Here is a 13,213-nt window from a genome sequence, read left to right on the forward strand (position 1 = left end):
ACATGTTCGATGTCTCAGCAGAGCAGGTTAGGGAGCTAACCCCTGTCGGGACTTTGTTTAATCCGAAGGAGCCAGGAGTGGCTCTTTACAACACGAGGGAGATTCAAGAAATTGAACGACGCAGTAAGAAATCCTAGCCATTACCAGACCCCTTCGGGACTGGAGGCTATCGACGTAATCGAGGCTTTCTTCCCTGATAATTTTTACTTCGCTAATGCGTTCAAGTACATCGCACGAGCGGGTAAGAAGAACGACATCGTAGAGGACATCGAGAAGGCTATCTGGTATCTGCAACGGTTCCTGGATACGCAGGTTCGATACTCGCTCACTGAGAAGGGTAAGGCGTATCTAAAGCTCGTGGAAGCAGGCTTCAGCGTCTCCTACGACCACGACACTCTCGCGTTTGAGGACCCATCCCCTGTCATCGGATACACCGCTATCCTCAACGACGGCGGTATCTGGGTTGACGAGTTCGGATACATGCACACAACCGAGAGCATTATCGAGAATCTAAAACGAGGAGACGGTCGCCTGTTCGGCGTGGATAAGGAGGACGATGACTAAGAATATCCTTGTAATCCCCGACACGCACTTTCCACTAGTTGACAAACGACTCTGGAAGAGTATAATCGAGATTGTCCAGTCACACCGTCCGGATGAGATTATCCATATCGGAGACCTTATGGACTATCCTCAGCCTAGTCGCTGGACAAAGGGAACCCGCCACGAGTTCGAGGGCAGTGTGTTCGAGGACTCTGAGAAGGCTGTAGAGCAATTGCTCAAACCTCTTCGGGAGGTGTACGACGGCCCTATCGGAGTTATCGAAGGTAACCACGATGCTAGGACTCGGTTGTACCTGGAGAAGTACGCTCCTGCTCTGGCAGAGACTGGTGCTTTCGATTTTGATAAGCTCCTGCGCTTTGACGAGCTGGAGATTACCAAGCTTCCGGACTTCTACAAGTTCGCTCCGGGTTGGGTTGCTACTCACGGTCATCTGGCTAATATCCGATTGTCTCAGAACGCCGGTAACACCGCGCTGAATGCGGCTAAGAAGCTGGGAACAAACCTGGTTATGGGCCACACTCACCGTGCAGGCATCTCCAGCTACACCACAGGATACGAGGGCGATACGAGCACGGTGACAGGTGTAGAGGTTGGCCACATCATGGACCCGAAGAAGGTTACCTACCTCAAGGGTGGAACAGGAAACTGGCAAACCTCGTTGGCTTGGTTGACAATCGAACGTCGGCATGTGACACCTCACCTGCTCCAGGTTAGGGATTCACGAATCAGTATTGGAACGGAGGTTCTCAAGGTCTAATGCAGGAAGAAGCAGTTATTGGCCTGAAAGACGCGGTTCGCAAGGCCGCGCAGCAAGCGGAGACTCGCTGGAACAAGCTACTCGACGCAGACGACATCGAGCAGGAGCTCTGGATGTTTATTGTGGAGCGACCGGCTACTCAGAATTATCTTCGTGGTAAGTCGTCGAAGGAGCAGCTCAAGGCTCTCCGAAAGACAGCTGACTCTATCTGCTCGAAGGAGAAGTTGGACTACGAACGTTTCACAGGGAACTTTTTGTACACCCCTGCGGATGTTCGACGAATCCTGTCCCGTCTCGCTGGAGATGAGCGAATCCTGGACGACGAGGCTATCGACTTCGGTATCGGATTCGAGGCGTTGGAAGACGAACACTTCCACTACTACGAGGCTGTCAGGGACTTTTACTTCCTAGGACGAAGCGTAGAGAACAAGTCCGACGAGAATCTGAAGCGTCGTTGCGTGGACAAGCTAGCAGAGCTTATGAATCGCAAGCGCTCTCAACGAGAAGCAGACCGTACCGAAGGTCTCGGTACCAAGCACCAAGAAGATGAGGAGTGGGTAGATGTCTACGAATAAGAAGCAGCTGTTCGGAGCTGACAAGAACGCTGACCGGGTTTGGTTGAAGCCGTACTGGACCTCTGCTAGCCCTGGTCTTCTCAAGAAGAAGAAAAACAAGAAGAAGGAGAATCAGTGATAGTCCTAGCGCTTGTATTCGCTATCGCTGTAAGCGTCGCTTTTATCGCAGCAATCACTAGCTGGGGAATTATCCCAGTGGTAGAGGCTTTCGGAGGCCCTGAGCTTCCGTTCTGGCCAACGTTCGTAGTGGTCTGGGCTTTGTGGTGCATGTGCACTTACCGACCCGTGACCAAGCTCAACAAGAAGGAGAATGCCTAATGGCAACTGACCCGTTCGAAGGACTCGAAGGTGCTGGAGAAGCACCTGTAACCGAAAACACCGCCGACAAGAAGGAGACCGTAACCGTGACCGAGACTCAGCAGGACAAGATTGTAATCACCCTCAAGGGTGGCGCAGGCTATGACGCACCGTGGGTTGTTATCCACGCAGACGACATCGCAGCAGCTAAGCAGACCCTCGCAGACGAAGAGCTGAAGGAGGTTATCGACCTCGCTAAGAAGGCTGGAACCTACTTCGCTGGTGGCAACTCCAGCGCAGCCAAGGGTAAGCCAACTGGCGCAACCCAGGCTCCGGGTAATGCCCCTACCCCGCCAGAGGGCTACGTGTACAAGACCGGAATGGGTAAGAATGGCCGTCCGTGGTACGCGTTCATGGGCGCTAACCGCGCTGACAATCTTGACCCTATCTGGCTCAACGCCGACGGCACCCGCCGTAACTAAGAAAGGGGTTTAGGTTGACTAACGCTATTCGTAGTGTATCCCGCTTTATGAAGCTCGGGGGCCAGGAGGTCCCCGAAGGTCCCGAGACGATTATCCGATTCCCTGAGAAGCACGCTTTTCTAGAGCGACTGTTCGAGGAGTACGAAGAGGGTACTGAGTCTTTCACCGTTCCCGAGCTGGTAGACGCTTTCCTGGATGCGGCTTACGTCGCTTTCACAGGGGCTATCCGCTTCGCTGGTGAGGAGAAGGCTATCGAATGCTGGGAGGCTATCTGCACCGCTAACCTGTCCAAGGTTGACGGAAGCCTGGGCCCGGTAACCCGTAATGAGCTTGGGAAAATCATGAAGCCAGAAGGCTTTAAGGCACCGGACATCGAGGGGATTCTTTACCCGGATAAGGAGTAAAAGTTGAAGGCTATTAACTGGAACGACCTAGAAGAGCCGGTTGATAAGCAAGTCTGGGAACGGTTGACTAGCAACTTCTGGCTAGACACCAAGGTTCCCGTATCCAACGACCTGCCAGCCTGGCGCAAGATGACCAGGGACGAGCAAGAGGTTGTGAAAAAGGTCTTCGCCTCGCTAACGCTGTTCGACACGCTTCAGCAACAGCAGGGTGCCCCGAGCATGGGCCGGGAGGTTACCACCCCTCACGCTAGGGCTGTGTTCTCGAATATCGAGTTCATGGAAGCGGTTCATGCTAAGTCGTATTCCACGATTTTCTCTACCCTGTGCTCTAGTCGAGAAATCGAAGAGCTGTTCCGCTGGGCAGAGGAGGATGACCTTCTACAAAAGCAGGCGAATCGAATCCTAGAGGATTACGAGCACGGCGGTCCATTTGCTCTGGTAGCTGGTGTACTGCTCGAGTCATTTTTGTTCTACTCCGGCTTCTACGCCCCGCTTCGTCTAGCATCCGAAGGCCGGTTAACGAACACCGCTGACATTATTCGCCTCATCATGCGAGACGAAGGTGTTCACGGCTACTACGCCGGGTACTGGTGCCAGAAGCTAGACCCCGATGGTGAGACTCGGGATTATGCGAAGCAGATGGTCCAGGAGTTGCTGGATACCGAGCTCGAGCGTGCTGAGAAGCTGTACGACAAGGTTGGCTGGACAGAGGATGTTAAGCACTACCTCCGCTACAACGCTAACAAGGCGCTGGCGAATCTTGGTATCGAACCATTGTTCCCGCGCGAGCAGACGAAGATTCCTGCTTATATCCTCTCTGCTCTTGACCCTGGCACCGGCGAAGCCCACGATTTCTTCTCCGGCTCTGGTGCCTCGTATGTGATTGGTAAGCGAGAAGAAACAACCGAAGACGATTGGAGCTGGTGACATGAACACCAAGGAATTCAAGACCCTTGTAGAGACCCTGGACCTCGAGGACGGCCTTAAGGAAAAGGTCCTAGCACTCACGAAACCGAAAGGCGAACCCGTCCCCGAAGAGTGGGCCGAAGACACTCACTACCTTCGAGAAGTCGAAAGCGAGAACGGAAGCAAGTACGTGCTCCTAGGCGTCAGTGCTCTTTCCGGACGAACTCATGGAACTCCCGTAGAAGAGGGAGAGGAGTTGAACCTAGAAGGAGGAGGAGAATTCCTCCCCGGGAATGAGTCTTGGTACTTTACCGGGCGTAAGCTTGTCCTGGCCCGTACAGACATTCCCGAGGACATCAAGGACATCGAGCCTGGTGAGCGATTCGTCGGAGAGTACGTAGGTAGGAAGGCAATCCTCGTTCGCAATGACCTCGATGACCTCCCCTGGATTGTCCATCTGAATAACGAACACGACTACGGCTACGACCACGAGGTGAAGCTCCACCGTCGATTGGTGGAGGTGTAATGGTTCGCTCAGATGATGAAGTCATCCGGGAAAAGCTCGAGTTGTTCGACCGTTGGCGCGAGACGGGTTCTAGCGTCTTCACGCTCGACGACTACGCCGTCCTGTTCCAGGCCGGTGTCTTTGAAACAGGAAAGCGCTGCGAGCAGTTCTGCGATGCAGTGTACCGACTAGGGCCGGTTCCTGGCCCTCGAAAGGAGTCGTAATGAGGTACGAGCTTCCTACTCCTCCTGAGGGGTACGAGTGGCGATACAAAAAAGATTGGCTCGATGGCTGGGTATGGGTAGAGCTAATCCGTAAGGTCCGTTGGAGAACCAAGGTCGTGGCTAGGTTTTCTACCTATCCGTTTATGAGCCCCAGTGACTTCCTGGAAGATGCAAAGTTCACTGTTGATAGAGCTTTAGAGATTGACAATCAGCCTGGACGTATCCGCAACGCAATCTACAAGGCTAATAATTCACAAAGAAAGGATAATAATGGTTAACGTTGTAAAGCCTGAGGTTAGGCGTCTGGCAAACCCCTGTATCGACGTAGATTTCCCCGACCTCGAAGTAGGAGAAACAAGCTCCCTACAGCTGGCTGGTATGGAGATCTCCTCGTACTCTACGGATTCCGAGGACCTTGTAGAGTTCGCTGGCCGTGCTTGCTACCAGTCGTTCCACAAGCCTAACCCGGCAACCGCAGAGAACGCCGACTACATCGCCAACATCATCGCACAGGGCCACGAGAGTGTGCTAGAGCACGCTACGGTGACGTTCTACCTCACCGGAGTCTCCCGTGCGTTGACACACGAGCTTATTCGTCATCGCCACCTTTCGTATTCGCAGATGTCTCAGCGCTTTGTTGACGAGTCAGAGGCTAATATCGTTATGCCACCGGCTATCTCAGCGCTGTACCACGAAGGCTCTAAGGAGTACGAGGCCGTGGTGAAGAGCGCTCGGAAGTCTCTGAAAAAGTACACGGCTCTGGTTGAGTCCTTGCAGAACGAGGGTCTGCCTCGTAAGCAGGCTCGTGAAGCTGCTCGTGCTGTACTTCCGAACTGCCTGGAGACTCGTATCGTAGTCTCCGGAAACCTTCGAGCATGGCGAGATTACCTCAAGAAGCGAATCAGCCCCCATGCGGATGCTGAGATTCGTATCGTCTCCCAGATGATTCTGGCAGAGCTCTACGACGTAGCCCCGAGCGTGTTCAAGGATTTTGTTGAGTAAACCAGAGGTTCTTTACTGGTCCTCTACAGGTGTTACTCGCAGAGTAGCTGAGGAGTTCAACGGTAAGCCCTTGGACTCCTACGAGGGCGGGGATTACGTCCTTGTCCTCCCCACCTACGGTTCTCCGGGAAACCGAACCCATGCTCCGGCTAGTGTGAAGCGACTGCTCAGCGAGCACAGCGACAAACTGGTCGGGGTTATCGGGGTTGGCAACACCAACTTTGGCCCTGACTTTTGCGCATTGGCCAAGTACATCTCCCGCGAGTACCGGGTTCCGCTAATCGCTTGTGTGGACCTTTTTCTTACCCAAGACAACTACGACGATATTCAAGACTTTCTAGGGAGGTGCTAATGCTTTTCTTGTTCTCTATTTTCCTTATGGCTGCGTTGCTTCTGGCTTTGTCAGCGGTTGCTATCGGTTCTCAGGCCCCTGGCTCTAGTACCGAGGTGAGTCTCTACGCTGCGGCTGGCTTGTCGCTGTTGTTTGGAGTGGCCATCATCATCTACAACGGAGGTTCTTTGTGAAAAAGTATCTAGAGCTTAATGCTCAGCTCAACCTGTTCGGAGAGAACGGTGAGATTCAAACCGACAAGGACAAAGAGGCTGCTCGAGAGTTCTTTGTTGGCCCCGGAGGCGTTAACGAACGCACCCGATTCTTCCACTCGTTGGAAGAGAAAATCAACTTCATGACCGATAACGGCTACTGGGATGCGCAGACGCTTCGGTACTTTACCTTTGGAAGTATCAAGCGAGTGTTCCAAAGGGCTTACTCTTACAAGTTCCGGTTCCCGACGTTTGTTGGTGCGTACAAGTTCTACACCTCGTACGCTTGCAAAACCTATGACTCAACCCCTGAGGACCCTCACTACCTCGAGCGCTTCGAAGACCGTGTAGCGATGGTTGCGTTGCACCTAGCCTCTACCGAGGATGAGGCTGTAGAGTTTGTTGACCTTATGATGACTGGTCGTTACCAGCCTGCTACCCCGACGTTCCTTAACGCTGGTCGCGGTGACTCTGGTGAGATGGTGTCCTGCTTCCTGCTTCGACTGGAAGACAATATGGAGTCCATCGGTTACGGAATCACTAGCTCTTTGCAGCTATCAAAGCGCGGTGGCGGTGTTGCCCTGCTGCTCTCGAACCTGCGAGAAGACGGTGCTCCTATCAAGAACGTCGAGGGTGCCGCTAGTGGTGTTGTTCCTGTGATGAAAATCCTCGAGGACTCTTTCTCCTACGCTAACCAGCTAGGAGCGCGTCAGGGCGCAGGTGCTGTGTACCTTAACGTGCACCACCCTGACATCATGGAGTTCCTGGACACTAAGCGAGAGAACGCAGACGAGAAGGTTCGTATCAAGACTCTCTCCTTAGGCGTTGTTGTTCCGGACATTACGTTCGAGCTAGCACGAGAGAATAAGGATATGTACCTATTCTCCCCGTACGATGTCGAGCGCATCGAGGGTAAGCCGTTCGCTGACCTGAGTGTTACCGAGCACTACCACGCCTGGGTTGAGAACCCCGAGATTCGCAAGAAGAAGATTAACGCCCGTGACTTGTTCCAGACAATCGCGGAGATTCAGTTCGAGTCTGGTTACCCTTACATCTTGTTCGAGGACCAGGCTAACCAGGATAATCCGGTTCACGGCCGTATCAATATGTCCAATCTCTGCTCGGAGATTCTTCAGTCCAACGCTGCTACCGACTTCGCGGAGTTTGGTATGAACCGGGCTGGACTAGACATCTCGTGCAACCTAGGCTCGCTGAACATCGCCAACGTCATGAAGGCTCCGGAGGAGTTGGAGCAGACGGTTTCAGCTGCGGTGCGGATGCTCACAGGAGTTGTCGAGAACACGAGTATTCGAGAAGTCCCGAGTATTGCTAAGGCTAACCAGTACATGCGAAGCATCGGTCTTGGCCAGATGAATCTTCACGGATTCCTGGCTCAGAACTTTATCGAGTACGGCTCAGAGGATGCTCTCGAGTTTGTGGATGCCTACTTCTCAGCGGTTCGCTACTACGCGCTGAAGGAGTCGAATAAGCTCGCTAAGATTGGTGGCGCGTTCCACGATTTCGTCTTCAGCGAATACGCAGACGGTACGGCCCTGGAGCAGTACGTGTTCAACGACTACCGGCCTGTTTCGGATAAGGTGAAGGCCCTGTTCGGTGACGCTGAGCTTCCTAGCCCCGATGATTGGGCAGAGCTCTCGGAGGACATCGAGAAGTACGGTTTGTATCACTCGTATCTGCTAGCTGTACCGCCTACCGGCTCTATCTCCTACGTCAACGGTGCAACCCCGAGTATTCACCCGGTTACTGCTCCTATCGAGATTCGTAAGGAGGGTAAGATGGGCCGAGTCTATTACCCGGCACCGGGCCTGAGCAAGGACACTCTCCCCTACTACAAGGATGCTTACGAGACCGGGTACGAGGCTCTTATCGATACCTACTCTATCGCTACTCGTCACATAGACCAGGGCCTGAGCTGTACCTTGTTCTTCACAGACGAGGCTACTACCCGTGACCTGAACCGTGCCTACATCTACGCATGGAACAGTGGTCTGAAAACGCTGTACTACGCCCGTATTCGCCAGCAGGCGCTGGAAGGCACAGGCGTGGAAGAGTGTGTTTCTTGCACCCTGTAACGGGTTAACAAACGGTCACGGTCGCGGTAAACTACTACACCAGGAGGTGAACTATTAAAATCTACAAAGTCCCGGTCGCTGGCCGGGAGGCTGTTATCAAGGTCCCCGAGGACATCGGAGACTTTATGGACTTCGACGCTTGGCAAAGGTCCCTGAACAGAGCCCCTCTGGCTGTGGATACCGAGACCACTGGCCTAGACATCTTTTCCGAGGACTTCAGGTGCCGAGCTATTCAGTTCGGTCACGGTCTCGAGGCGTGGGTAATCCTCGTAGACGAGCTACCCGTAACGCTGGACACTCTCAAGCAAGCGCTCGACGACCGCGAGCTGTGGATGCAGAACGCTAGCTACGATATTCTAGTTCTTCAACAATGCTTCGGTTACACAGTGGACTGGGATAAAGTCACTGATACTAAAATCCTGGCCCATCTCATCGACTCCCGCTCTCGTAAGGAGGGTGGGGTGGGGCACTCTTTGCAAGACCTTACCCACGAATACATCGACAAAGAGGTAGCAGAGAAAATCAAGGGCTCTATGACCGAGATGGCTAAGGACATCGGAGTTAAGAAATCTGAGCTCTTCGCCAGTATCGACTGCTGGAACGAGAAGTACCTCACCTACGCCGGGATGGATGTTGTTCTAACCTATGCTCTTCGGAACATTCTTATCGACAAGGTTCCCGAGCCGTCTCGTCGTCTGATTCGCTACGAGCACGACGTAGCCAGGGTGTGCACCGGCATGGAGCGTAACGGCTTCTTGCTGGATAAGGATTATGCCCTGGAGCTGAAGCGCAAGCTAGAACAAGAGCAAGAGCTCTGGGAGGCTGTAGCTTACGCCCGCTACGGTGTCGAGTCTGTGAACTCTACAGCAGAGGTAGCAGAGGTTCTCCTAGAAGAGGGCGTGAAGCTTACCGAGACTACTCCCTCTGGTGCCTGGAAGGTGAACAAGGAGATTCTCGAGCCTCTGGCTGAGCAGGGTAATCTGTTAGCTCACGCTGTTACAGAGGCTAAGAAGGCTAAGAAGTGGCGAACGTCGTGGGTTGAGAAGTTCCTGGACCAAGCAGATGCTAGCGGGTACTGTCACGCTAACATCCAACCCCTAGCCGCTCGTACGGCTCGCATGAGCATCACTGGTATTCCTGCTCAGACTCTCCCCTCGTCTGACTGGACTATTCGACGATGCTTTATTCCAGAGCCAGGGTACAAGATTGCTTCTTGTGACTATCAGGCTCAGGAGCTGAGAATGCTAGCTGCTTTGTCCGGTGACGAGAACATGCGCAAGGCCTTCGCTGAAGGAGCAGACCTTCACCAGATTACAGCGGATGCCTCGGGTGTCGAGCGCAGCGTGGGTAAGACAGTGAACTTCGCCTACGTCTACGGCTCTGGTCCGGGTAATATCGCCCGAACCTGCGGCATCAGTGTTCAGAAAGCTCGTGAGGTAATCAAGGGCTTCGAAAGGTCTTACCCTCGAGTTAAAGAACTCTCAGACCGTCTCCAGTACGAGGCTCGCAGGAACGGCTGTATTCAGACCCCTACGGGTCGTGTCCTCAAGGTGGACCCTGATAAGCCTTACGCAGCGTTGAACTACATGATTCAGTCTATGTCTCGTGATGTGACTTGTCGTGGGTTGCTCAGGCTGGAAGAAGCAGGGCTGCTCGAGTACATGCGCCTTCCGATTCACGATGAGATTGTTCTCTCTGTCCCCTCTCCTAGCATCGCTGAGAAGGCAGCGGAGCTTATGGCGTTGGATTATAAAAACGTTCACGTAGGTACAGACTCAGACGTTTACGGCCCTTCATGGGGCTCGGGTTACATCAAACCCGACGACGACGAGTACCAGGATTATCTAGACACGTTCAAGGAGGGCTAGTGGATAAGTTTGAGATACTCAAGCGATTTGTCTACCGAGAGAACGCTGCGTTATCCGAGAACATAGATACCAAGGACAACTACGACCGTGGCATGGTTAGTGGCATCCGTCGAGTGATTCGACTCATCGACGCCATCGACTGCGAAGAGGACTAGTCGGTAAGTTTACCCCCGGTGTTGGGCCGGGGGTCTTCTTATTTGCTGGACTTATGCGATTATAGTAATAGATATTAACCGAAGATTGCCCCGTCTATCTCTACCGCGTTTGACGACGCCCTATGGCCCATCTTCCCCACCTTCCTCATCCTCATCGGCCTGTGGGTGGCCATGATTGTCAGCATTGTCAAACTCCGCAAAATCCTCCCTGCGGAGGATACCGGCACAAACCCGCAGCTCTTAGGGTCGAAAGCATGAGAAACACACTGATTTATTCCTGCATCGGCGTCCTCGCCGCAGTACCGCTTGCCGACGCCCTCCTCCCCGACCCCACTCCCGACACCACCCCCGTGCGCGGCATCCCGGGACTGGAGTGCCCGGAGGATCCGTACGCCTCCTCGCAGACCTGGAACTGCGGGAGCGCGACCATCATTTCTGAGGAAGGCAGCTCCTCCCGCGAGGTCGAAACGTACCTGCCGCGCCAGCACCGCTCCTTCAACGGGACCAGCGCGCTCACCGACGCCCCCATCACCACCCAGGCTGCCGAGCTCTACCGCGTCGAGGACGGCGACGGCATCACGCTGTCTCAGCGGCACAACAACACCATCTCCTTCCTCCACATCTACGGACCGAAGGCAAGTGACTTCGCCGACCGTGTGCAGCCGGAGGACGCATGAAGTACCTGTACTACCTGCTGACCCTCGGCGCGCTGGCCGTCACCGCCTTCCACTACGCGGGCGAGCCCTTCCTGCCCGCAAGTGCGCTGACTGCGGTGGTCTTCGCCGCCGTACTCGTCCCCCTCGCGCTGTTCTTCCTGCGCCGCCGGCCGGGAATTGCGCACGGCGTGGTGTGGGGGTTCGCGGTTTCCGGCCTCGCGGTGGAACTCAACACGAACATGGTCCATCTTCTTACTCGCGCGGGCCTGGACTGGCTGGGCGCTGCGGGGTATGCGCCGCTCATCGAGGAAGTGCTGAAGTTCCTCGGCGTGCTGCTTATCTGTACCTTCGTCATCCGGCCCCGCAGTTGGCTCGACTACGTCCTTGTGGGCGTGGCCGTGGGTATCGGTTTCACTGTGGGTGAGGACGCCACCGCCTTCGCGCGCATGACGGCGGACAACCTCGATTCGGATACCGCCGGGGCGATCGGGGCAGGCGTCATCCGCCTGGCCTCCAACCCGCTCTCCCACTCGCTGTTCACTGGTCTTAGTGCCTATGGCCTGTCCCAGAAACAGCCGGTGCGCTGGCTTATTATCGCCATCGCGGTGCACGCCACGAAGAACCTCTTCCCGTCGTTAAGCACTGCGCTCGACGACGCTATCTGGCCCCTCCTCGCCGGCATGGTCATCGTGCTAGCCGAATGGGTAGCCACCATCTGGGGCACTATTGCGCTGCGGAAGAAGGCGGCTGCGCATCCGCCCCTGTCCCCTGCACCGGCGCACGCATAGCCTTCGTGGCCGGCGAGGGGTGAGCGTCCTCGGCGGCGAGGCGCTCAAAGGCCACTGCCGCCAGGGCTGCGGCTTGGTCTCCCAGAACGGAATCATCGAAGCGCACCTGCGGCGAGTGGTTCCACTCGCGCATGTGCTCCGGGGTGTGCGGATCGCCCGTACCGAACCACATGAAGGTGCCCGGAACCTGGGCGAGTACCGCGCCGAAGTCTTCCGAGGCCATCATCGGGGTGTCCATGGTCAGCACGTTTTCCGCGCCGAACATACCCGCCCACAACGACGCAGCGAACTGGTCCTCGCGCGGTGAGGTCTTGGTGGCCGAGTACAGGACCTCGAAGTCCACCTTCGCGGTACAACGATGGGAAGCCGCCACGGAGCTCGAGACCTCGATGATCATTTGACGGACGGCGTCGATGTGTTCGTCGCGAAGCACGCGCACCGTCGCGCCCAACTCCGCCTTGTCCGGGATGACGTTGACCGCGCCGTCGCCCGCGCGCAGGTTGGTCACCGTGATGACAATCGGCGAGTTCGCATCGAAGCGCCGGGTCAGCGCCACTTGCAGCGCCATCTGGATCTCCGCGAGGGCCGCAACGGGATCGATAGCATCGTGCGGGCGCGAGCCATGCCCACCCTTGCCGTAGACGGTAATCCCCAGATTGGACGACGAGGCCATCATCGGGCCCGCGATGTGGTGGAAGGTGCCCTTATCCTGCGGGCCGACGTGCAGACCGTAGGCGGCGATGGGCCGGCGGCCGGCGGCGTCGAGCACGCCCTCATCGATCATCGGCTGCGCGCCGCCTGGGCCTTCCTCGCCCGGCTGGAACATGAAGATGACATCGCCCAACAACTCCTCGCGGTGGCGGCACAGCATCTTCACCGCGCCAATCAGTCCGGCCGTGTGCAGATCGTGGCCACAGGCATGCATGTTGCTATTCGTCGAGGCAAACGGGCTGCCCGTTTGCTCACGCACCGGAAGGGCGTCCATGTCCGCGCGAAGCAGAACCGACACGGGGCGCTCGCCGCGCTTGCCGCCGCGCAGCACCGCGACGACCGAGCTGAGGTCACGGCCCAGATGAATCTCCAGCGGTAGGCCATTAAGGGCTTCGAGCACCTTCTCCTGGGTGCGCGGCAGGTGCAGCCCCACCTCCGGGTTCTGGTGCATATCGCGGCGGAAGGCCTGCAACTCCGGAAGCAACTCCCGGCCTTCCTCCACGAACACGTGGCTGGCCAACCGCTCCCCGAGCTTGGCCGAGACCATCGGAAGCGGTGGCAATTGCTGACGGTGGCGCGGGGCCATCTTCATGGTGTCATCCTTTCCGAGCATGTGCGCCGAGCATACCGGAAACTGCTGTGCTGTCAGGTCGGTTTGGATTCAAGCTGATGGGCTACCCATG

At 55.8% G+C, this 13,213-nt stretch carries 19 protein-coding genes; 18 read left to right on the top strand and 1 reads right to left on the bottom strand.

The window, feature by feature from the left end:
* The first annotated feature begins 111 nt into the window (after positions 1-111).
* The 18 genes from R3O64_RS09785 to R3O64_RS09870 all read left to right on the top strand — a co-directional run bounded on the left by R3O64_RS09785 (position 112) and on the right by R3O64_RS09870 (position 11,819).
* On the top strand, positions 112-564 hold the full coding sequence (locus tag R3O64_RS09785) for a DUF3310 domain-containing protein (protein WP_339016813.1): 453 nt from the start codon (positions 112-114) through the stop codon (positions 562-564).
* Positions 557-1,321, top strand: coding sequence for a metallophosphoesterase (locus R3O64_RS09790; RefSeq protein ID WP_339016814.1), 765 nt, complete (start codon positions 557-559; stop codon positions 1,319-1,321). The genes R3O64_RS09785 and R3O64_RS09790 overlap by 8 nt, the downstream gene beginning before the upstream one ends.
* Positions 1,321-1,896, top strand: coding sequence for a hypothetical protein (locus tag R3O64_RS09795; protein WP_339016815.1), 576 nt, complete (start codon positions 1,321-1,323; stop codon positions 1,894-1,896). The genes R3O64_RS09790 and R3O64_RS09795 overlap by 1 nt, the downstream gene beginning before the upstream one ends.
* On the top strand, positions 1,883-2,014 hold the full coding sequence (locus R3O64_RS09800) for a hypothetical protein (protein WP_339016816.1): 132 nt from the start codon (positions 1,883-1,885) through the stop codon (positions 2,012-2,014). Before R3O64_RS09795 ends, R3O64_RS09800 begins: the two co-directional genes overlap by 14 nt.
* A gap of 199 nt (positions 2,015-2,213) precedes the next feature.
* Complete coding sequence (locus R3O64_RS09805; RefSeq protein ID WP_339016817.1) at positions 2,214-2,675, top strand: hypothetical protein; 462 nt, start codon at positions 2,214-2,216, stop codon at positions 2,673-2,675.
* 47 nt (positions 2,676-2,722) lie between these two features.
* Positions 2,723-3,079 (top strand): hypothetical protein, encoded by a 357-nt coding sequence (locus R3O64_RS09810; protein WP_339016818.1) that lies wholly within the window; start codon positions 2,723-2,725, stop codon positions 3,077-3,079.
* 3 nt (positions 3,080-3,082) lie between these two features.
* A complete protein-coding gene (gene nrdF / locus R3O64_RS09815) occupies positions 3,083-4,006 on the top strand; it encodes a class 1b ribonucleoside-diphosphate reductase subunit beta (RefSeq protein WP_339016819.1) in 924 nt (307 codons plus the stop codon).
* A gap of 1 nt (position 4,007) precedes the next feature.
* A complete protein-coding gene (locus tag R3O64_RS09820) occupies positions 4,008-4,511 on the top strand; it encodes a hypothetical protein (protein WP_339016820.1) in 504 nt (167 codons plus the stop codon).
* Complete coding sequence (locus R3O64_RS09825) at positions 4,511-4,714, top strand: hypothetical protein (protein WP_339016821.1); 204 nt, start codon at positions 4,511-4,513, stop codon at positions 4,712-4,714. Before R3O64_RS09820 ends, R3O64_RS09825 begins: the two co-directional genes overlap by 1 nt.
* Complete coding sequence (locus R3O64_RS09830; protein ID WP_339016822.1) at positions 4,714-4,992, top strand: hypothetical protein; 279 nt, start codon at positions 4,714-4,716, stop codon at positions 4,990-4,992. Before R3O64_RS09825 ends, R3O64_RS09830 begins: the two co-directional genes overlap by 1 nt.
* 100 nt (positions 4,993-5,092) lie before the next feature.
* The gene (thyX, locus tag R3O64_RS09835) at positions 5,093-5,716 is read left to right on the top strand and encodes an FAD-dependent thymidylate synthase (RefSeq protein ID WP_425248924.1); all 624 of its coding nucleotides are present in this window, start codon (positions 5,093-5,095) and stop codon (positions 5,714-5,716) included.
* Positions 5,709-6,068, top strand: a complete 360-nt coding sequence (locus R3O64_RS09840) for a class Ib ribonucleoside-diphosphate reductase assembly flavoprotein NrdI (RefSeq protein WP_339016824.1) — start codon at positions 5,709-5,711, stop codon at positions 6,066-6,068. Before thyX ends, R3O64_RS09840 begins: the two co-directional genes overlap by 8 nt.
* Positions 6,068-6,241: a hypothetical protein gene (locus tag R3O64_RS09845; RefSeq protein ID WP_339016825.1), complete on the top strand. Its 174-nt coding sequence runs from the start codon at positions 6,068-6,070 to the stop codon at positions 6,239-6,241. The genes R3O64_RS09840 and R3O64_RS09845 overlap by 1 nt, the downstream gene beginning before the upstream one ends.
* Positions 6,238-8,352: a class 1b ribonucleoside-diphosphate reductase subunit alpha gene (gene nrdE, locus R3O64_RS09850; RefSeq protein ID WP_339016826.1), complete on the top strand. Its 2,115-nt coding sequence runs from the start codon at positions 6,238-6,240 to the stop codon at positions 8,350-8,352. The genes R3O64_RS09845 and nrdE overlap by 4 nt, the downstream gene beginning before the upstream one ends.
* Before the next feature lie 125 nt (positions 8,353-8,477).
* Positions 8,478-10,220, top strand: a complete 1,743-nt coding sequence (locus R3O64_RS09855) for a DNA polymerase (RefSeq protein ID WP_339016827.1) — start codon at positions 8,478-8,480, stop codon at positions 10,218-10,220.
* Complete coding sequence (locus R3O64_RS09860; protein ID WP_185964684.1) at positions 10,220-10,375, top strand: hypothetical protein; 156 nt, start codon at positions 10,220-10,222, stop codon at positions 10,373-10,375. Before R3O64_RS09855 ends, R3O64_RS09860 begins: the two co-directional genes overlap by 1 nt.
* 254 nt (positions 10,376-10,629) lie before the next feature.
* Positions 10,630-11,052, top strand: a complete 423-nt coding sequence (locus R3O64_RS09865; protein ID WP_143334679.1) for a hypothetical protein — start codon at positions 10,630-10,632, stop codon at positions 11,050-11,052.
* The gene (locus R3O64_RS09870; protein WP_144676938.1) at positions 11,049-11,819 is read left to right on the top strand and encodes a PrsW family glutamic-type intramembrane protease; all 771 of its coding nucleotides are present in this window, start codon (positions 11,049-11,051) and stop codon (positions 11,817-11,819) included. Before R3O64_RS09865 ends, R3O64_RS09870 begins: the two co-directional genes overlap by 4 nt.
* Here R3O64_RS09870 and R3O64_RS09875 read toward each other — a convergent pair.
* The gene (locus R3O64_RS09875; protein ID WP_269948618.1) at positions 11,755-13,122 is read right to left on the bottom strand and encodes a M20 metallopeptidase family protein; all 1,368 of its coding nucleotides are present in this window, start codon (positions 13,120-13,122) and stop codon (positions 11,755-11,757) included. The two genes, R3O64_RS09870 and R3O64_RS09875, sit on opposite strands and share 65 nt — an antisense overlap.
* Positions 13,123-13,213: the final 91 nt, after the last annotated feature.

This window comes from Corynebacterium hesseae (genome assembly GCF_037850265.1).
GTDB lineage: Bacteria > Actinomycetota > Actinomycetes > Mycobacteriales > Mycobacteriaceae > Corynebacterium > Corynebacterium hesseae.